Genomic DNA, 18191 nt, shown 5'->3' on the forward strand with positions numbered 1-18191 from the left:
CGGCGGGGATCAGCGCCGATCAGGAGCCGATGGCGCGCTTGCGGGCGATGTTGCCAAGTTCGACCCGGGCGATCTGGCTCTGCGGATCGTACTGGAGCGACTGCGTGTAAAGCGCCTCGGCCTCGTCGAACGCGCCCATCGCCGCCTTGCTGAAGCCCATCCCGCGCAACGCGCGCGCGGCGACGGAGGCATCCGGCCCGGAGGTGGAGCGATCGACCACCGCCCATGCTCGCGAGAACCCCTCGTAGCTCTTCTGCCAGTCGCGCCGCGACTTGAAGAGTTCGGCATATTCGTTGGCGAAGTGAGCGTTTGTGGGCGCCATCTCTGCGGCCCGGGCAAGCTCCGCCTCGGCAAGATCGCCGCGGCCGAGATCGATCAGAGCGTATCCCTTGCCGAAATGAGCATCGCAGATGGCCGGATCGACCGAGGCCGAACCGTCCGCCTCTCCCGCGACGCGGCACAGCCGGGGTCGTGCGTCGCCGGCTAGATGGGACTGACCTTGCGTGATGACCTTGTCGAACAGCTTCACCGCCTGTTCCTGCTTGCCGCGGCGCAGGAGGTTGAAGCCCTGCTTCACACTGGCACCGGCATCGAACTCGGCCACCGGCAGCCGGCGGGTCGGACTTTCCAGCGCCATCGCCACCAGCGCCGTGGGCGCCAGTGCGGCGCGATCCGCCGACGGCGTTCCCGCGAGTGCGGGCGAGGCCGCCAGAAGGATGAAGGGACCCGCCAGGGCCATCAGTGCTGCAGACGCAATTCTTGCGCTCATTCGCGGTTTTCCTCTCCCGTGACACTGTCTTTGCGCCGGTCTTCGCCGGCACTTCCTGTCGGATTGATCGCCAGACAGTGTTCGTTCAAGGATCGAGAATATCCGACCGACGCGGTTTGACAAGTCGGCTCGGCGAAATCACACCGTCGTTCATCGCTTTCGCGCCGCTCAAGGCGCCAGTACTGGAGATTTTGGATGTCCAACAGTCCCTGGAGCCACAGCCGAAGTTCCTCGATCGCCGACGACGTCGACTTCGAGATCAAGGGGCAGGAGCTTCAGTTCGTCGAGATCGAGCTCGACCCGGGCGAGAGCGCCGTGGCCGAGGCAGGCGCCATGGTCTGGAAAGATGCCGCGATCGAGATGACGACCGTCTTCGGCGACGGTTCGGCCGAACAGGGCGGCGGCTTCATGGGCAAGCTGCTTGGCGCAGGCAAGCGCCTCGTCACCGGCGAGAGCCTGTTCACCACCGTCTTCACCCATCGCGGCTCGGGCAAGGCGCGCGTTTCGTTCGCCGCCCCGGTTCCGGGCGCCATCCTGCCGATCAAGCTGGACGATGTGGGCGGCCGCCTGATCTGCCAGAAGGACGCCTTCCTCGCCGCAGCGCGCGGTGTCTCCATCGGCGTCCACTTCCAGCAACGCATCATGACCGGGATGTTCGGCGGCGAAGGCTTCATCATGCAGAAGCTGGAGGGGGACGGGTGGGTCTTCGTCCAGATGGGCGGCACGGTCATCGAGCGCGAACTTCGCCCCGGGGAGGAACTCCACGTCGATACCGGCTGCGTCGCGGCCATGACGGCAGGCGTCGAATTCGACGTGATCCGCGCCGGTTCGGTCAAGTCGATGATCTTCGGCGGCGAGGGCGTGTTCTTCGCGCGCCTGCGCGGGCCGGGCCGCGTCTGGATCCAGTCCCTGCCCTTCTCCCGCCTCGCCGGACGGATGCTCGCCGCCGCAGGCTCGCGCGGGGGGCAGAGCCGGGGCGAAGGCTCGGTCCTTGGCGCCTTCGGCGATTTCATCGACGGCGACTGATCGGCCCCGCAGGGTTCTTGACGAAAGCGAGCGGAAGTGAAACTGCCGGGTGCGATCGAACTCGCCCCGGCACAGGTGCGCGCGCGCATCCCCGTTACACGAAGCACCAGGGATTTCCGGCAGGCATGCCGGACATCCGCGTCTGTTAATCTTCTCTGATCTAAGGCATTTTCCCTCATGTGTGGCATCATCGGCATCGTCGGCAAGCAAGACGTCGCGGACCGCCTGGTCGACGGGCTCCGTCGCATGGAGTACCGCGGCTACGACAGCGCGGGCGTCTGCACCATCCATGGCGGCGAACTCGTGCGCCGCCGCGCCGAGGGCAAGCTGTTCAACCTTGTCAAGGAACTGGCCCGCGATCCCGCGCCCGGCCTTACCGGTATCGCTCATACCCGCTGGGCCACGCACGGCGCCCCCACCGCGGCCAACGCCCATCCGCACGCCACGTCCGAGCTCGCGCTCGTCCACAACGGCATCATCGAGAACTTCAAGCCGCTGCGCGAGGCACTGGAATCGCGCGGTCGCACTTTCGAGAGCCAGACGGACACCGAAGTCGTCGCGCATCTCGTTTCCGAGCGCGTGGAGGCCGGGTTTGCGCCCGAGGAAGCTGTCAGGGCCGTGCTGCCCCAGCTGCGCGGCGCTTTCGCGCTTGCCATCGCCTTCCGCCGCTTCCCCGACATGCTGATCGGGGCCCGCCTCGGCTCGCCGCTCGTCGTCGGCTATGGCGAGGGGGAAACCTACCTTGGTTCGGATGCGCTCGCCCTCGCCCCGCTGACCCAGAGGATCACCTATCTCGAGGAAGGGGACTGGGTCGTCATCACGCGCGAAGGCGCGACGATCTACAACGCCGACAACGAGCGCGTGGAGCGCGACATCGTGACCTCCGGCGCCTCGGCCGTCGCCATCGAGAAGGGCAACTACCGCCACTTCATGCAGAAGGAGATCTTCGAGCAGCCGACGGTGGTGGCGCAGACGCTACGCTCCTACCTGCGGCAGGTCGATCAGTCCGTGGCGCTGCCGCAGATCGACTTCGATCTTTCCACCATCAACCGTATTACCATCGTGGCGTGCGGCACGAGCTATTACGCGGGGATGGTCGCCAAGTACTGGATCGAGACCTTCGCGCGCCTTCCCGTCGATATCGACGTGGCGTCCGAGTTCCGCTACCGCGACCCCGTTCTCGAGCCGGGTGGCCTTGCCCTCTTCATCTCCCAGTCTGGCGAGACGGCCGACACGCTCGCCGCGCTGCGTCACTGCAAGGCGGCAGGGCAGACCATCGCCGTCGTCGTCAACGTGCCGACCAGCACCATGGCCCGCGAGGCGGACCTGCTCCTGCCCACCCATGCCGGGCCCGAGATCGGCGTCGCCTCCACCAAGGCGTTCACCTGCCAGCTGGCCGTGCTGGCCGCCCTGGCCGCCCATCTCGCGGTGAAGCGCGGCCGGATGGATCGGGCCGAGGAGATGGAGGTGGTGCAGCACCTTCTCGAGACGCCCGCCAGCCTCAACGCGGCGCTCGACCACGACGAGGAGATCGCCGCCATGGCGCACCTCATCGCCCCTGCCCGCGACGTCCTCTATCTGGGGCGCGGGCCGGACTACCCGCTCGCTCTCGAAGGCGCTCTCAAGCTGAAGGAGATCAGCTACATCCATGCCGAAGGCTATGCCTCCGGCGAGATGAAGCACGGGCCCATCGCGCTGATCGACGAGGCCGTTCCGGTCATCGTGCTCGCCCCGTCCGGCCCGCTGTTCGAGAAGACGGTGAGCAACATGCAGGAAGTGCGCGCGCGCGGCGGCAAGGTCGTCCTGATCTCCGACGCGGCCGGCATCGCCGAGGCGGGCGAAGGCTGCATCGCCACGATCGAGATGCCCAGAGTGCACCCGCTCATCGCCCCGCTGGTCTACGCCGTTCCCGTGCAGCTGCTGGCGTACCATGTGGCATGCGTGAAAGGCACTGACGTCGATCAGCCGCGCAACCTGGCGAAGAGCGTGACGGTGGAGTAGGAGCCCACAGCGACACCCATGACCATGCAGGGGATCGCGGCGGCGGCCGCGACCCTGCTGATGGCGCGACATTAGGCTATCCGCGATTTACAGGCCGATCGCAGCCCGGTTCAGAGCTCGGCGAGGATGTTCTGCCGGAACGTCGGCTTATCGGGAACGGCGCGGTCCGGCCGACACACCGGTCGGCGCGGACCGGGCAGGCTCAGGCGCCAACCAGACCCCTGATCGCGCTTTCAAACAGGCCGCGGCCATCGGTTCCGCCGTGTGTCGCCTCAATCGCGCGCTCGGGGTGAGGCATCATGCCCAGCACGTTGCCCGCGTCGTTGAGCACACCCGCGATCGAACGTGCCGAACCGTTCACGTCCTCGGCATAACGGAAAGCCACGCGCCCCTCGCCCTCGAGCCGATCGAGCGTTGCCTCGTCTGCGAAGTAGTTGCCATCGTGGTGCGCCACGGGGACGCGGATCACCTGCCCCGTCTCGTAAGCCGAGGTGAAGAGCGACTGCGCGTTGCCCACCTCGAGCGAGACTTCGCGGCACACGAAATTGAGCCCCGCGTTGCGAAGCAGTGCGCCGGGGAGCAGGCCGCTTTCGGTCAGCACCTGGAATCCGTTGCACACGCCGAGCACCGGCACGCCCCGCCCTGCCGCCGCGATCACGGCCTGCATGATCGGCGAACGCGATGCGATCGCTCCGCAGCGCAAGTAGTCGCCATAGGAGAAACCGCCGGGAACGGCGATGAAATCCAGCCCGTCCGGCAGTTCGCTGTCGCCGTGCCAGACGCGGTGCGGGGCCGTTCCGGCGACCTTCTCCAGCGCCACCGCCATGTCGCGGTCGCAGTTCGAGCCCGGAAAGGTGATGACGGCGGAGTTGAAGGCCATCAGGCGGCCACCTTCTCGATACGGTAGTTTTCGATCACCATGTTGGCAAGGAGCTTGCGGCACATCTCGTCGATCGCCTCGTCCGAGACGCTGTCGGCCACGTCCAGCTCGAACAGACGCCCGGCGCGCACGTCGTTCACGCCAGCAAAGCCCAGTCCCTCGAGCGAGTGATGGATCGCACGGCCCTGCGGGTCAAGGACACCGGGCTTGAGGCTGACGTGGACGCGGACTTTCATCGCAGGGCCTTTCGCTGGCGCAGATTCGTTATCCGGGCCTATGACCCCAGAGGCGCCGGGAAGCAAGTCGCCCGGCGATTGAACCCTTGGCCGCAACCTGCCATCTGCTGGGCGGCAGGGCGGCGTAGTCGCTCTTCGATATGGAGTTGCAGCACGACATGACCATCTCCTTTGCCGGGCAGGTCGCGGTGGTCACCGGCGCCGGAACGGGGCTCGGCCGGGCCTATGCGCTCGAGCTTGCCCGGCGCGGCGCGAAAGTGGTCGTGAACGACCTTGGCGCCGCGCGCGACGGAACGGGCCGCTCGGAAGCGGCCATGGCGGTCGTCGAGGAGATTCGCGCCGCGGGCGGCGCAGCCATGGCCGATGCGGGCGACGTTTCGGACTATGCCCAGATGGAGCGAATGGCGGCCCGCGCGAAGGAGGCATGGGGCGGCGTTCATGTCCTCATCAACAACGCGGGGATCCTGCGCGACCGCACTTTCGCAAAGATGGATCCGGCCGACTTCGAACACGTCATCCGCGTCCATCTCCTCGGCACGGCCTTTGCGACCAAGGCGGTTTGGAACATGATGCGCGAACAGAACTATGGCCGCGTGCTGATGACCACATCGTCCTCGGGGCTGGGCGGCAATTTCGGGCAAGCCAATTACGGCGCAGCCAAGGCCGGGACCCTGGGGCTCGCACGAACCCTGCGACTGGAAGGCGCCAAGTACGGCATCCGCGTGAACGCGATCGCGCCGACAGCGGGCACGCGCATGACGACCGACATCTTCCCCGAAGAGGCATTCCGCGCCTTCGAGCCGGAAAACGTGGTTCCCGCAGCTATCTTCCTGGTCTCTCGCGATGCGCCCAGCGATGCGATCGTCGCAGCCGGGGGCGGCGTCTTCCAGCGCGCCTGGATCACCATGAACGAAGGCGTGCTCCTGCCGGAAAACGGCCGCACCGCAGAGGATGTCGCCGCTGCATGGCCGCGCATCGCCGACCGGGCCGAAGACCATGTCTTCGAGAACGGCATGGAGCAGGCGCATCATGCCCTCGCCATGCTCCTCAAGGCCCGGGCCTGAGTTACTCACCCGCAGGAGCGCAAGGCGCGACGACCCGTTGCCCGAAGCAGAGCGCCCCGAGCCTAAGGCAAGCGCCTCAGTCCTCCACCACTTTCAGCAGCTTGCGTTCGAGCGGACTGAGTACGTTCGAAAGTTCGTGGCCCCGCTTGAGGACCTGCCCGACTTCGCCGAACAGCGTCCACATTCCCTGCTTGCCTCGCAGCGAGGGACGCTTCTCGATCCGCGCCTGCGGGCGCTCTGCCGCGCGGCGGAAGGCGCTGAAGCTCGCGGCCTCCCGCGCGAAATCCATGGCATAGTCGCGCCAGAGCCCCGCAGCGACCATCCGGCCGTAAAGATCGAGGATGCGCTGCAATTCCAGCCGATCGAACCCGACCTGAAGAACACCCGCACCCGCAGAGCCCGGGAAGGCGATCACGCTGCCGCTGGCGGAACTGCTACCCTGGGAACCTGCAGCCATCCAGATCAGATGCCCTTGAGCACCGGCTCGCCCGGACGCTCGTGCAAGCGGCCGGCATCCGCGCGTTCGTGCTCACGCTCGGCCAGCAGCGCCTCGACCTGGGCGGTCAGCCGCGCGACCTGCTGTTCCAGTTCGTCCACCCGCTGCTCGCGCTGTCCTCCGACCGGCTCGCAAGGCTCCTTGCACGGCGTGCCGTAGGGCATGAAGTCCTTGGCGTAAGTCTCTGCCTTGACGAGCGTGGAGCGGGCCTTCAGGCCGATCATCGTAGCGCCCTCTGGCACGTCCTCGGTCACGACGGCGCTCGCCCCGATGCGCGCGCGGCGGCCGATGGTGACCGGTCCGATGATCTGTGCGCCCGAGCCGACGATAACGTTGTCGAGCAAAGTGGGATGGCGCTTGCCGCCCACGCCGTTCGTCGGGTTCGATCCCCCAAGAGTGACGCACTGATAGATCGTCACGTTGTTGCCGATCGTGGCAGTCTCGCCGATGACGGTGAAGCCGTGGTCGATGAAGAAGTTCTTCCCGATAACGGCGCCCGGATGAATGTCGATCGCTGTCAGGAAGCGCGAGAGGTGGTTGACCACGCGGGCGAGAAGGAACAGGTCGGCACGGAAGAGCGCATGCGCGATACGATGCCAGAACAAGGCCCAAACGCCGGGATAGAGCAGCACTTCCCAGCGCGAGCGAGGCGCCGGATCGCGCGCGACGACGGAGTCCAGGTAGCGGACAACATTACCCAACATCGCCGCAGGCTCCCATCAATCCATCCGGTTTGCAACTGTCGCGTGACATAGCTGCCCTCATGCTTCGGCCTGGCCGCCGGCTTTACTCTCGATCAGGGCGTCACGCCAGATCGCCATCGTCGGCGCGGCCTTGCGTTCCAGACTGAGCCGATCGATCGCGGCGACGAGGTTTTCGACGCCGAGGTGGCTACGAGTACAACGTCCTGCAAGGTATTGAGTTGCCGAGTGGTCGAGCGGGAGCGAGCGCCTCTCGGCATGAACCTCGATGAGATCGGCCAGCATGGCATCGTCGGGCTCGCCGATCTCGAGGTCGAGCGCAGCGCCCAGACGCGAGGAGAGGTCGGGCAATGCCACGCGCCAGCGCGGCGTTGCTGTATCGTCGTTTTCGCTGTCCTCCGTCCTGCCGGGAGCGAACCGCCGGTCGGCGACGATCAGCAGCGGACGCCCGCTTTCCTGCGCCCGGTTCCAGCGGTGGAACAGGTCGTCCTCCGGCATTGCCTGGGCATCGTCGAGCGCATCGCCCGCTCCCGACTCACGGAACCAGCGCGCGAGCAGCGACTTCCCCGAACGCGCAGGGCCAGTGAGTATCGCGGTGTGAAACGGCCACTTGCCGGGTTCCAGCAACGCGTCGACCACGGCCGCGTTTGCATTGCCGACGACGATGCGCGGCGGGCTCTCGCTCGCGGCGGACAGCGGAAGGGCGATCTGCCTCATGCGCGGTGCGCAGCCTTAGCGGCTGATCCTCAGCACGCCGCCCCCGCCGGCGACTTTCCAGCCCTGGCCCCGCAAGGCGGCAGCCAGGCGGTCCCCACCGCCCGCGACGGTGACGCGCATGACCGACGTGCCGCCGATGGCGAGGCTTACGGTCGAGGCGCCCTGCACTCCGGGAACCCCGCGCACGGCTGCAAGGGCAGCATCGACGGCGGCGGCATCGGGTGTCGCGAACTGAACGGTGACCGGTTCGGCAGCGACAACGCCTGCCGCTTCTTCCGGACGGGCTGTCTCCACCACCGGTGGCGTGGCTACCGGGGGAAGATCGTCGCCCTTGGGCATGAGCTTGACGCGCAGTTCCTCGAACGCGCGGTCCAGCGCCGCCCCGCCGGCCACGATCGTGGGATCGGGCTGGAGCTGCCCTTGCGCCAGGGCATCGCGGTACAATGCGTCGATGCGCACGATAGCCTGATCCATCATGCGCGGCAGTTCCTGCTCGCTCGCGGCGGTCAGGGTGAAGCTGCCCAAGAACGTGTTGTCCGGGCCGTATCGAGCGGTGAAGGTACCGTTGATGGGCCCGCCGGGCCACTGCCGTTCGATCCGGGCGACCGGGCTGAGTACGTCGGACGTGTCGAACTGGCCCAGCACCGTGCGCCACCACAGGCGGCTTCTGCGGCCTGCCTGCCCCGCCGTCAGGATAAGCGATTCGCCGCCGGAACCGGTGGGCCGCACATAGTCCACGGGGCTGGTCGAGGTCTGGAATTCAGCCCAGGCGCGTTGCCATGGCCCGCGCACCTCGAAGACCTGCCGGACCCCGCCCGACTGCAAAACCGGGATCAGCAGCAGCGGCGCCGAGCGCGGGCCGACCCCGGCCGAGCCGCTGCCCACGTACTGCCCTGCCTTGGCCTTGTCGAAGATGACGCCAAGCGTCGCGATGTAGCGCCGGGGACCCACCTGCTCATGGCCGATGACGATGGAGGAGACCATCGCATCGATCGATTCGAGCGGCATGTCGGGTCCGCCCAGTTTCTTCCACGCGATCTTCTGCGCCTGCTTCCAGCCGGCGATGCGGGCCTCGGCTCCGGTCTTGCCGGTGACATCCACCTGGATGCCGTTGACCTGAATGTCCTCGGAATTGGCGAGCGGGGGAATGCCGCGGTCGCCTTCGACCTGCGCGATAAGCTGTGCGCCGCCCAGGATGGCGAGCGCAAGCGCCGCAGCGCCGCCCCACGCCATCGCGCGGTTCCTGTCGAGGCCCTTGCGGGCGGCCCGCGGGATTTTCTGGGAGATCGTGAACGCCATTGTCGAAACCGGGGGCCTTTTGCCCAAACGAAGATGGAAATCCAAGTCACAAAGCGCTAGGCGCGCCCAATGTCCGACGATAACTCCACGAAGAGCTACAGCTACGAGCAGGCAGGCGTGTCGATCGCCGCCGGAAATGCGCTGGTGAAGGCCATCGCGCCGCTCGCGAAATCCACCGCCCGTCCGGGCGCCGACGCGGAGCTGGGCGGCTTCGGCGGCTTCTTCGACCCGCGCGCGGCGGGGTACAAGGACCCGCTGCTCGTCGCCGCGAACGATGGCGTGGGCACCAAGGTCAAGCTCGCCATCGACCACGACCGGCACGACCACATCGGGATCGACCTGGTGGCCATGTGCGTCAACGACCTGATCGTGCAGGGCGCCGAGCCGCTGTTCTTCCTCGACTATTTCGCGACCGGCAAGCTGGAGAACGGCGTTGCCCAGCGAGTCGTCGCCGGGATCGCGGAGGGCTGCAAGATCTCGGGCTGCGCGCTGATCGGCGGCGAGACCGCGGAGATGCCGGGCATGTATGCGGCCGGCGACTACGACCTTGCCGGGTTCTGCGTGGGCGCGGTGGAGCGCGGCGAGCAGTTGACCGGCGACAAGGTTGCCTCGGGTGACGTGCTGCTGGGCCTCGCATCCTCGGGCGTGCACTCCAACGGCTACTCACTGGTCCGCCGCCTGGCGCAGGACAAGGGCTGGAAGCTGGACCGCCCTGCCCTTTTCGACCAGGAAACGCTGCTGATCGATGCGCTGATCGCGCCCACGCGCATCTACGTGAAAAGCCTGCTGCCGTTCATCCGCGCGGGCCGCATCCACGCACTGGCACATATCACCGGCGGCGGCCTGCTGGAAAACATCCCGCGCGTGCTGCCCGAGGGCCTGCACGCCCGCATCGATGCCGACGCATGGCCGCAGCCTCGCCTCATGGCGTTCCTGCAGGCCCAGGGCCACATCGAGCCGGCAGAGATGGCGCGCACCTTCAACTGCGGAATCGGCATGGTCCTCGCAGTCCCGGCAGACGAGGCTGCAGGGCTCAAGGCCGAACTGGAAGCCGCCGGCGAGACGGTCTTCGTCATCGGCGCGATCGAACCCGGCGACAAGGGCTGCACCGTACAGGGTTCGGCCGAGGCATGGTCCGCGCGCGAGAAGTGGGAGGCGGTGCACCTTGGCTGAGGCCCCGGTGCGCCAGAAGGTCGCCGTCCTGATTTCAGGAAGCGGCACCAACATGGCCGCCCTGCTCTACGCAAGCCGCGCAAGCGACTGCCCATACGAGATCGTGCTCGTCGCTTCCAACGATCCCGAAGCGCGCGGACTGCGACTTGCCGAGGCGGAGGGCGTGGCAACCTTCGCGCTCAGCCACAAGGGCATGAAGCGCGCGGAACACGACGCCGCGATGGACGCTGCCATCCGTGCCAGCGGTGCCGGGTGGGTGGCGCTCGCAGGATACATGCGCATCCTGACGGCACAGTTCGTCGGCAAGTGGGAAGGCCGGATGGTCAACATCCACCCCTCGCTTCTTCCGAGGTATACCGGCCTGCACACTCACGAACGCGCGATCGAGGCGGGTGACAGCCATGGCGGCGTCACGGTCCACCTCGTCACCGCGGAGCTGGACGACGGGCCGATCCTGGACCAGATCCCGGTGGCGATCATACCGGGCGACACTGCCGACAGCCTTGCCGCCCGCGTCCTCATAGCCGAGCACCAGCTTTATTCCCGCTGCCTCGCCCGCCTCGTCACGGGCGAGACGCAGCCCGGCGATCAACATCGTCGCCTGCTGAAGGCTCAGACCTCGGAGTAGTCCACCTGCGGCCTGCTCTCGCGCGTCCCGCGATAGAGCTTCCCCGGGTCCTGCGGATCGCCGGCGATCATCACGTGGTCGTCGTGCACTTCCACGAGAGTGCCCGCGAAAGGGAATCCCTCAAGGCTGCCGTTGACGCGGAAGCTCACGGTGTCTCCGGCCTTGAAGGTCTTCTCGTCGAAATTGAATTCGAAGGGGCAGTTTTCGCCGTCTCCCATGCCTTGCATCGCGCCTCTCCTTTGCGGGAGATGGTAACGCGGCGATCGAACTCGGATCAAACGCAAACTCACGCCATCCCTCAGACGCTTCGCCGATATCGCGCCTGTGTTCCTCTTGTCCGGGCAGGACGGGCCGCGAATGACGCGGCTCAGCGCGCGACCGCAGGTCCTGCTGCCGGCGCCGCGCGCGCAGCGATCGAGCCCAGTTGCGGTGTCCTGTCCATCCCTGCCGCGAGCGACACGAGGACCGCGCCGAGGAACGATACCGCAGCGGCAATCACGATAGTCTTTCCCATCCGGCCCACCTCCGGCGCGAAGCATCCGCGTTCCAGTCGCGCGGGAATCTATGTCACGCCTTGATGCAGGGCAAAGAAAAAGGCCGCCGATAAGGGCGACCTTCCTCTGCATTACCAAGATTTAATCGCGGGCGATCAGCCGACGATCTCTTCCGGCTTGAAGAAGTAGGCGATCTCGATCGCGGCGTTCTCTTCCGAGTCCGAACCGTGGACCGAGTTCGCCTCGATCGATTCGGCGAGTTCCTTGCGGATGGTGCCCGCATCGGCGTTCTCGGGGTTGGTGGCGCCCATGATGTCGCGGTTGCGCTTCACGGCGTCTTCGCCCTCGAGCACCTGCACGACGACCGGGCCCGAGATCATGAACGAGACGAGATCGTTGAAGAAAGGACGCTCGGCGTGGACGGCGTAGAAGCCCTCGGCCTGCTCCTTGGTCATCTGGATGCGCTTGGAAGCGACGACGCGCAGGCCGGCTTCCTCAAGCATCCTGGTGACGGCACCCGTCAGGTTGCGGCGCGTGGCGTCGGGCTTGATGATCGAGAAGGTGCGGGTGACGGCCATGGGACGGTTCCTTGCAAAAATGTCAAAGCGTGGATTGTTGCGCGCGCCCCTAGCCGGGAACGATGCGCATCGCAAGAAGGGCTTGGCGGGAGCGACCTATTCCCTAGCCTTCCCTTATTCCTCGGCCTTCTTGGTCCAGCGGCCGTCTTCCTGCGCCCAGTATTCCTTCTTCACGCCCTCGCGGCCACGCAGGTCGCGCCAGACCTGCCGCGCCTGCGCCTTGGTTTCGTCGTCGAACAGGTAGAAGGTCCGCTCGAACGGCTCCTCGCCCTCGCACCAGACACCGTCGGCGATGACAAGGAACCGGGCGCCGTTCACGGGATCGGGAATGTCGGCCAGGAGGATTGGCTGGCGGTCTTCATGACCCTCGCCCATCTGCCCGTTTGCCAGGAAGCTGTCCGGCCGCGCCTGCCAGAGCGCGGCCGAGATGCGTGCGCGCTGCTGCTCGTCCGCGGAGACGATCAGCATGCGGCCGGACTGCTCCAGGATGCGCCGCGCCAGAAGCGGCACGACCAGGTGGGCCGGGTCGCGGCTGAGTTCATAGAACATGACCTGCATCGGCCGCGATCCCTGCCCTGTTCCTGCTTCCTGGCTCTGTCCCTGTCCTCAGCCTTCGAGCGTATCGCGCACGAAGCGGTCCAGCAGGCGAACGCCGAAGCCCGATGCGCCCTTGTCCCAGGTGGCGCCCGGCTTGTCGGTCCACACCGTGCCCGCGATGTCGAGGTGGGCCCAGGGCGTGTCGTTCTCGATGAAGCGGAGCAGGAACTGCGCCGCCGTGATCGAACCGCCGAAGCGCGGCCCGACGTTGCGGATGTCCGCGATCGGGCTGTCGATCAGCTTGTCGTAGGCAGGTCCCATCGGCATGCGCCACAGCCGCTCGCCCGAGGCATTGCCCGCCGCGTCAAGCTGGCCCGCCAGTTCGTCGTTGTTCGAGAACAGGCCCGCATACTCATGCGCGAGGCTGAGGATGATGGCGCCGGTCAGGGTGGCGAGGTCGACGATCTTGGCGGGGCTATATTCGCGCTGCACGAACGTGAGCGCGTCGCACAGGACAAGGCGGCCCTCGGCGTCAGTGTTGATCACTTCGATCGTCTGGCCCGACATCGAAGTCACGACGTCACCGGGACGCTGCGCGTTGCCATCGGGCATGTTCTCGACAAGGCCGCAGACGCCGATGACGTTGGCCCGGGCCTTGCGCAGCGCCAGCGCGAGCATGGTTCCCGCGACCGCACCCGCGCCGCCCATGTCCCACTTCATGTCTTCCATGCCGGCGGCAGGCTTGATGGAGATGCCGCCGGTATCGAACGTCACGCCCTTGCCGACGAAGGCCACGGGCTTTTCGCCCTCCTCGCCGCCGAGCCATTCCATGATGAGGATCCGCGCGGGCCGCACCGACCCCTGCGCCACGCCAAGCAGCGAACCCATGCCGAGCGCCGTCATCTCCTCCACGTCGAGGACGCGGATGTTGAGGCCGGTGCCTTCCATGCGCGCCTTGCAGCGCTCGACGAAGCTTTCGGGATAGATGACGTTCGCAGGTTCGGTGACCAGTTCGCGCGTGAAGGAGACGCCCTGCACGATCGCCTGTTCGATGTTCCACACCGCTTCGGTGCCCTCGGGCGCGCCGATCACTGCGATCTCGGACAGGCTCGGCCGCGCATCGTCCTTCAGCTTGGTGCGGTAGGTGTCGTGGCGCCAGGAACGCAGCACCGCGCCCAGCAGCGCGCCCGCCGCTTCCTCGGCGCTCAGCCCGGCGCCCGTGAGATCGAAGGTCAGCGCCGTCTCGCCGCTGGTGAGATACCGCGCGACGACGGAGGCGCCTGCACGCTCGATCGCGCCCTTGCGGTCCTTGCCCGAGGCTTCGCCGATGCCTGCGAGAACCACGCGCACGACCTTGCCGCCGCGGTCGGCGAAACCTTCGAAGACCTGCCCGGGCTTGCCCGAGAAGCGCGCACGCCTGGCTCCTTCCGCCAGCACCGGCTCAAGGTCGGCAGGCACGGCGTCCTGGTTGACGAAGCGGGCGACGAGGCGCGCATCGGAGGCTGCCGCCGCGTCAAGGAACTGGATCTTCATGAATTCTCCTGGATTCTAGCGGTGAAGTACCGAAGCTGTGCGCTTCGCCGCATGACTGGATTGCAGTTAGGCACAGGCGATGCGATAGGCAAGCCATGCTCCCCGCCGCGCAGATTCCGCTGCAAGCCCCGACCCGTCGCCAGGACCGCCGCTTGCGCAGCCTCTCCCTGCGCGATCTGGCCGCAGGCGTCGTCGCAGCCCCTCTCCTGGTCATCGCTCCCGGAACCGCTCAGGCACAGGACCTTTCCCGGCCTGTCGACGTCGCTCCGATCGAGGGGGCGCCACCCGCTCCGCCCGCCGCTGCGCCGGGCGCGGAGAGCGAGCCGGTCGCGTTCGAGGCGGACAACGTCCAGTATGCGCAGGACAGCGAAAAGGTCACGGCCAGCGGCAATGTCGTCCTGCGCCGCCGCGACGAGAAGGGCAACCAGCAGTCCGTCCGTTCCGACACCGTGACCTGGGATCGCGAAAGCGGCAAGATCCTCGCCACCGGCAACGTGCGCATGGTGGACCAGGATGGCAACCAGCTCTACACCGAAAGCGTCGAGCTGACGGACGAACTCAGGACCGGCATGATGGAGAACCTGCTCCTCGTCATGCGCGAGGGTGGGCGTCTTGCGGCGATCAATGGCGAGCGGATCGCCAACGGCGACGTCATCCTGAACCAGGCAGCGTACACCGGCTGCGACGTCACCGACGATGATGGATGCCCCAAGAAGCCGACCTGGCGGATCGTCGCCAAGCAGGTGATCTACTCCGATGCGCAGAAGCAGGTGAACTTCAAGGACGCGCGGATCGAGCTGTTCGGTCTCGTCCAACTGCCGTTGGTGGGGATGACCATCAGCACCGACGGCCACTCGGTTTCGGGCTTCCTGGTGCCGGACATCAAGTCGAGCCCGTCCAACGGCTTCGAGCTGGCCCAGTCCTATTTCTGGAAGATCGCGGAGAACCGCGACCTCACGGCCACGCTCTCGGCCTTCACCGAATCCGCGCCCATGGCAGGGGGGCAGTACCGCGCGCTGATCGACAACGGCGCGTACCAGATCACCGGCTATGCCACGGCCAGCAGCAAGATCCCGATCTTCGGCGGCGAGAATGGCGGCGTGGACGGGCAAAAGGCGTTTCGCGGCTATATCTTCGCCAACGGCCGCTTCCAGCTCGACGAGAACTGGAGCGTGAACGCATCGATCCGCCGCGCCACCGATCGCACTTTCCTGCGCCGCTACGACATCAGCCGCGACGACCGCCTGCGCTCCCTGATCGAAGTGGAGCGCATCGACCAGGACAGTTACCTCTCCATCGCCGGCTACTCGACGCAGACCATGCAGTCCGACCGGGCGCAGGGACAGCTGCCGTTCGCCCTGCCGGTGATCGACTACCGCCGCCGCTACGACGATCCGCTGCTGGGCGGCAAGTTCGAGACCCAGCTCAACACACTCGCCATCACCCGCGCCGACGGACAGGACACCCAGCGCGCCTTCGCCATGGGCCAGTGGTCGCTGCGACGGCTGACGGGGATGGGCCAGGAAGTCACGCTCACCGGCCTTGTGCGGGGCGATGTCTATCACTCGGACGAGAACGAGGACACGCTGACCTCGCTCTATCGCGGCACCGAAGGATGGCAGGGACGCGGCGTCGCGACTGCGGCGGTGGACGTGAAGTGGCCGCTGGTCGGCCAGTTTCTCGGCGGAACGCAGGTCCTCACGCCGCGCGTCCAGCTGGTCGCCAGCCCGAGGCTCAAGAACCTCGACATCCCGAACGAGGATTCGCGCGCCATCGACCTCGACACCGGCAACCTGTTCGCGATCAACCGCTTCCCCGGTTACGACCGCATCGAGGACGGCGTTCGCTTCACCTACGGCTTCGACTGGAGCTTCGAGCGGCCGCGCTGGCGCATCAAGACGACGCTCGGCCAGTCCGTCCGTCTCAGCAACCGCGCCACCGTTCTGCCCGACGGCACCGGTCTTGCCAACAAGACCTCGGATATCGTCGGGCGCACCGAAATCCGCTATCGCGACTTCATCAACTTCGTCCACCGCTATCGGGTGGACAAGGACTCGCTGGCTGTCCGGCGCAACGAGTTCGACGCGGTGATCGGCAACACCCGGTCATACATCGAGGTTGGATACACCAAGCTCAACCGCGACATCTCGGCCGACATCGAGGACCTTCAGGATCGCGAGGAAGTGCGCGCCGCGGGCCGCATTGCGTTCGCGCGGTACTGGTCGCTGTTCGGTTCGGCCGTGGTCAACATGACCGATCGGCGCGAGGATCCGAACAACGGGTCCGACGGCTTCCAGCCCCTGCGCACCCGTCTTGGCGCTGCCTACGAGGACGACTGCCTGGAGATCGCGGTAACCTGGCGGCGGGACTACGTGGCCCTTGGCGACGTTCGACGAGGCGACTCGTTCCAGCTGCGTTTCAGCCTCAAGAACATGGGAGCATTCTGAGCACCCGCGCTTGACCGCCTGAGGGCTCCAGCCTCCATCCGCCCAGAACCATTGGCACGCCCGGGCAAAGCCGCTATCGGGAGTGCTCATTTTCAGTTAAGCCGCCGCCGGGCAGGAGCACGGGCGCGGTGCGGCAGCCGCATCTTCGAACACGCGGCTGCCCGATTGTGATCCGGCGCGACCGGTCGAACACGGGATTGAAATCACGGTGCAAGCAGTAATCAGGCCGAACCAGACGATGATCGGGACGAAGCAGTCGGGCCGCAAGACGTTCATGCGCCGCGCCCTCCTTTGCGTCGGGAGCCTGGCCGCCCTGTCGAGCGCGATGGGCGCGGGCGTGGCGAGCGCCCAGTCCGCTCGTCAGGGCGACATCGTCATTCCCGACGACGTCAAGATCTTCGGCAACGACAACCCGAACATGCGCCGTGCCACCGCCGTGGTGAACGGCGATGTCATCACCGGGACCGATGTCGACCAGCGCCTGGCCCTTATCGTCGCGGCCAACCAGGGCAAGATCGACGACGACGAGATGAAGCGCCTGCGCCTGCAGATCCTGCGCAATCTCATCGACGAAACCCTGCAGATCCAGGAGGCCAAGGCCGCCGACATCGAAGTGGCCCAGGCCGAAGTCGACCAGTCCTATGCCCGGGTGGCGACGCAGAACTTCAACCAGAACATCACCGCGATGGACGCCTACCTGAAGCGCGTCGGTTCCTCGCCGGAATCGCTGAAGCGTCAAATCCGGGGCGAGCTTTCGTGGCAGCGCCTGCTCCAGCGCAACGTGCAGCCCTTCATCAACGTCTCGGACGACGAGGTGAACGAGAACCTGGCCCGGCTCAAGGCGGCCAAGGGAACCGAGGAGTATCGCCTGGGCGAGATCTACCTTTCGGCCACTCCCGAGGCTCGCCAGCAGGTCTACGAGAACGCCACAAAGATCGTCCAGCAGCTGCGGCAGGGCGGCAGCTTCGTCGCCTATGCACGCCAGTATTCCGAAGCCACCACGGCGTCGGTCGGCGGCGATCTTGGCTGGGTTCGCCTGGCTCAGCTGCCGGCGGAGCTGCAGGTCGTCGCTCGCGAGATGGAGACGGGGCAGCTGGTCGGCCCGGTCGAGGTTCCCGGCGGGTTCGACATCCTCTACCTGATCGACAAGCGCCAGGTCCTCACGGCCGACCCGCGCGACGCGATCCTGGCGCTCAAGCAGATCTCGCTCCCCTTCCCCAAGGGCATCAGCGAGGCTGAGGCGGGCAAGCGGGCCGAAGCCTTCTCCAAGGCCATGAAGGCCGCCAAGGGCTGCGGCGACGTGGACGGCGTGGCGAACGGGCTTGGCGCCCAGGTCGTCACGAACGACCAGGTGAAGGCGCGCGATCTTCCGGGCCAGATCCAGAACTCGATCCTCCAGCTCTCGCCCGGCGAGACGCTGCCGCCGTTCGGTTCGCTCGAGGATGGCGTGCGCATACTCATGCTTTGCGGCCGCGACGATCCGCAGACCGACACCGGCCCCAGCTTCGAACAGCTTCAGGCCCAGCTCGAGGACGACCGCGTCAACAAGCGCGCGCAGACCTATCTGCGCGACCTGCGCCGCGATGCCGTCATCGAGTATAACTGACGCACC

General features: G+C 66.7%; 19 protein-coding genes. 7 read left to right on the forward strand and 12 right to left on the reverse strand.

Annotation, left to right across the window (positions count from 1 at the left end):
* Positions 1-19 precede the first annotated feature (19 nt).
* Positions 20-769, reverse strand: a complete 750-nt coding sequence (locus GR702_RS09895; RefSeq protein ID WP_160985729.1) for a tetratricopeptide repeat protein — start codon at positions 767-769, stop codon at positions 20-22.
* A 195-nt stretch (positions 770-964) separates the two neighbouring features.
* Here GR702_RS09895 and GR702_RS09900 point away from each other — a divergent pair, with 195 nt between their 5' ends.
* Together GR702_RS09900 and glmS are read left to right on the forward strand one after the other, a co-directional pair.
* Positions 965-1795, forward strand: a complete 831-nt coding sequence (locus GR702_RS09900) for an AIM24 family protein (protein ID WP_160985730.1) — start codon at positions 965-967, stop codon at positions 1793-1795.
* A gap of 177 nt (positions 1796-1972) precedes the next feature.
* Positions 1973-3796 carry a glutamine--fructose-6-phosphate transaminase (isomerizing) gene (gene glmS, locus GR702_RS09905; protein WP_160985731.1) on the forward strand — a complete coding sequence of 608 codons (1824 nt, stop codon included), beginning with the start codon at positions 1973-1975 and terminating at the stop codon, positions 3794-3796.
* 202 nt (positions 3797-3998) lie between these two features.
* On the opposite strand, the gene purQ is transcribed toward glmS, so the two are convergent.
* Both purQ and purS read right to left on the reverse strand, forming a co-directional pair.
* Positions 3999-4676: a phosphoribosylformylglycinamidine synthase subunit PurQ gene (gene purQ, locus GR702_RS09910; RefSeq protein ID WP_160985732.1), complete on the reverse strand. Its 678-nt coding sequence runs from the start codon at positions 4674-4676 to the stop codon at positions 3999-4001.
* The gene (gene purS / locus GR702_RS09915; protein WP_043975373.1) at positions 4676-4912 is read right to left on the reverse strand and encodes a phosphoribosylformylglycinamidine synthase subunit PurS; all 237 of its coding nucleotides are present in this window, start codon (positions 4910-4912) and stop codon (positions 4676-4678) included. The genes purQ and purS overlap by 1 nt, the downstream gene beginning before the upstream one ends.
* Positions 4913-5070: 158 nt before the next feature.
* On the opposite strand from purS, the gene GR702_RS09920 reads away from it, so the two are divergent.
* A complete protein-coding gene (locus GR702_RS09920; protein ID WP_160985733.1) occupies positions 5071-5976 on the forward strand; it encodes an SDR family NAD(P)-dependent oxidoreductase in 906 nt (301 codons plus the stop codon).
* Between the two features lie 76 nt (positions 5977-6052).
* Here GR702_RS09920 and GR702_RS09925 read toward each other — a convergent pair whose 3' ends face one another.
* The 4 genes from GR702_RS09925 to GR702_RS09940 are packed head-to-tail and all read right to left on the reverse strand — an operon-like array spanning position 6053 to position 9189.
* Entirely contained in the window at positions 6053-6433 is a 381-nt protein-coding gene (locus tag GR702_RS09925; protein WP_160985734.1) for a DUF2794 domain-containing protein, read from the reverse strand.
* Between the two features lie 5 nt (positions 6434-6438).
* Positions 6439-7176 carry a serine O-acetyltransferase EpsC gene (gene epsC, locus GR702_RS09930; protein WP_160985735.1) on the reverse strand — a complete coding sequence of 246 codons (738 nt, stop codon included), beginning with the start codon at positions 7174-7176 and terminating at the stop codon, positions 6439-6441.
* Positions 7177-7233: 57 nt separating this feature from the next.
* Positions 7234-7890, reverse strand: coding sequence for a P-loop NTPase family protein (locus GR702_RS09935; RefSeq protein WP_160985736.1), 657 nt, complete (start codon positions 7888-7890; stop codon positions 7234-7236).
* A gap of 15 nt (positions 7891-7905) precedes the next feature.
* Complete coding sequence (locus GR702_RS09940; RefSeq protein ID WP_160985737.1) at positions 7906-9189, reverse strand: heavy-metal-associated domain-containing protein; 1284 nt, start codon at positions 9187-9189, stop codon at positions 7906-7908.
* Positions 9190-9258: 69 nt separating this feature from the next.
* Between GR702_RS09940 and purM the strand changes: the two genes are divergently transcribed.
* Both purM and purN read left to right on the forward strand, forming a co-directional pair.
* The gene (purM, locus tag GR702_RS09945) at positions 9259-10362 is read left to right on the forward strand and encodes a phosphoribosylformylglycinamidine cyclo-ligase (protein WP_160985738.1); all 1104 of its coding nucleotides are present in this window, start codon (positions 9259-9261) and stop codon (positions 10360-10362) included.
* Positions 10355-10990: a phosphoribosylglycinamide formyltransferase gene (purN, locus tag GR702_RS09950; RefSeq protein ID WP_237449650.1), complete on the forward strand. Its 636-nt coding sequence runs from the start codon at positions 10355-10357 to the stop codon at positions 10988-10990. Before purM ends, purN begins: the two co-directional genes overlap by 8 nt.
* On the opposite strand, the gene GR702_RS09955 is transcribed toward purN, so the two are convergent.
* The 5 genes from GR702_RS09955 to GR702_RS09975 form a co-directional block, all read right to left on the reverse strand.
* Positions 10975-11217, reverse strand: coding sequence for a hypothetical protein (locus tag GR702_RS09955; RefSeq protein ID WP_160985739.1), 243 nt, complete (start codon positions 11215-11217; stop codon positions 10975-10977). The two genes, purN and GR702_RS09955, sit on opposite strands and share 16 nt — an antisense overlap.
* A 140-nt stretch (positions 11218-11357) precedes the next feature.
* Positions 11358-11504: a hypothetical protein gene (locus GR702_RS09960; protein ID WP_160985740.1), complete on the reverse strand. Its 147-nt coding sequence runs from the start codon at positions 11502-11504 to the stop codon at positions 11358-11360.
* A 135-nt stretch (positions 11505-11639) separates the two neighbouring features.
* A complete protein-coding gene (ndk, locus tag GR702_RS09965) occupies positions 11640-12062 on the reverse strand; it encodes a nucleoside-diphosphate kinase (RefSeq protein ID WP_160985741.1) in 423 nt (140 codons plus the stop codon).
* A 114-nt stretch (positions 12063-12176) separates the two neighbouring features.
* On the reverse strand, positions 12177-12620 hold the full coding sequence (locus GR702_RS09970; protein WP_160985742.1) for a DNA polymerase III subunit chi: 444 nt from the start codon (positions 12618-12620) through the stop codon (positions 12177-12179).
* Positions 12621-12668: 48 nt separating this feature from the next.
* Positions 12669-14132 carry a leucyl aminopeptidase gene (locus GR702_RS09975; protein WP_160985743.1) on the reverse strand — a complete coding sequence of 488 codons (1464 nt, stop codon included), beginning with the start codon at positions 14130-14132 and terminating at the stop codon, positions 12669-12671.
* Between the two features lie 95 nt (positions 14133-14227).
* Here GR702_RS09975 and GR702_RS09980 point away from each other — a divergent pair, with 95 nt between their 5' ends.
* Both GR702_RS09980 and GR702_RS09985 read left to right on the forward strand, forming a co-directional pair.
* Positions 14228-16579, forward strand: a complete 2352-nt coding sequence (locus GR702_RS09980) for an LPS-assembly protein LptD (RefSeq protein WP_160985744.1) — start codon at positions 14228-14230, stop codon at positions 16577-16579.
* Positions 16580-16787: 208 nt separating this feature from the next.
* Positions 16788-18185 carry a peptidylprolyl isomerase gene (locus tag GR702_RS09985; protein ID WP_419880290.1) on the forward strand — a complete coding sequence of 466 codons (1398 nt, stop codon included), beginning with the start codon at positions 16788-16790 and terminating at the stop codon, positions 18183-18185.
* Positions 18186-18191: the final 6 nt, after the last annotated feature.

It is taken from the genome of Novosphingobium silvae, assembly GCF_009856825.1.
GTDB lineage: Bacteria > Pseudomonadota > Alphaproteobacteria > Sphingomonadales > Sphingomonadaceae > Novosphingobium > Novosphingobium silvae.

Excerpts from the sequence above, each read along its gene's own strand:
- GR702_RS09920 (WP_160985733.1), top strand. The coding sequence starts at position 5,071 with ATGACCATCTCCTTTGCCGGGCAGGTCGCGGTGGTCACCGGCGCCGGA.
- GR702_RS09975 (WP_160985743.1), bottom strand. The coding sequence starts at position 14,132 with ATGAAGATCCAGTTCCTTGACGCGGCGGCAGCCTCCGATGCGCGCCTC.
- ndk (WP_160985741.1), bottom strand. The coding sequence starts at position 12,062 with ATGGCCGTCACCCGCACCTTCTCGATCATCAAGCCCGACGCCACGCGC.
- GR702_RS09955 (WP_160985739.1), bottom strand. The coding sequence starts at position 11,217 with ATGCAAGGCATGGGAGACGGCGAAAACTGCCCCTTCGAATTCAATTTC.
- GR702_RS09900 (WP_160985730.1), top strand. The coding sequence starts at position 965 with ATGTCCAACAGTCCCTGGAGCCACAGCCGAAGTTCCTCGATCGCCGAC.
- glmS (WP_160985731.1), top strand. The coding sequence starts at position 1,973 with ATGTGTGGCATCATCGGCATCGTCGGCAAGCAAGACGTCGCGGACCGC.
- GR702_RS09895 (WP_160985729.1), bottom strand. The coding sequence starts at position 769 with ATGAGCGCAAGAATTGCGTCTGCAGCACTGATGGCCCTGGCGGGTCCC.
- purQ (WP_160985732.1), bottom strand. The coding sequence starts at position 4,676 with ATGGCCTTCAACTCCGCCGTCATCACCTTTCCGGGCTCGAACTGCGAC.
- epsC (WP_160985735.1), bottom strand. The coding sequence starts at position 7,176 with ATGTTGGGTAATGTTGTCCGCTACCTGGACTCCGTCGTCGCGCGCGAT.
- GR702_RS09980 (WP_160985744.1), top strand. The coding sequence starts at position 14,228 with ATGCTCCCCGCCGCGCAGATTCCGCTGCAAGCCCCGACCCGTCGCCAG.
- GR702_RS09925 (WP_160985734.1), bottom strand. The coding sequence starts at position 6,433 with ATGGCTGCAGGTTCCCAGGGTAGCAGTTCCGCCAGCGGCAGCGTGATC.
- purM (WP_160985738.1), top strand. The coding sequence starts at position 9,259 with ATGTCCGACGATAACTCCACGAAGAGCTACAGCTACGAGCAGGCAGGC.
- GR702_RS09935 (WP_160985736.1), bottom strand. The coding sequence starts at position 7,890 with ATGAGGCAGATCGCCCTTCCGCTGTCCGCCGCGAGCGAGAGCCCGCCG.
- GR702_RS09970 (WP_160985742.1), bottom strand. The coding sequence starts at position 12,620 with ATGCAGGTCATGTTCTATGAACTCAGCCGCGACCCGGCCCACCTGGTC.
- GR702_RS09940 (WP_160985737.1), bottom strand. The coding sequence starts at position 9,189 with ATGGCGTTCACGATCTCCCAGAAAATCCCGCGGGCCGCCCGCAAGGGC.
- GR702_RS09960 (WP_160985740.1), bottom strand. The coding sequence starts at position 11,504 with ATGGGAAAGACTATCGTGATTGCCGCTGCGGTATCGTTCCTCGGCGCG.
- purS (WP_043975373.1), bottom strand. The coding sequence starts at position 4,912 with ATGAAAGTCCGCGTCCACGTCAGCCTCAAGCCCGGTGTCCTTGACCCG.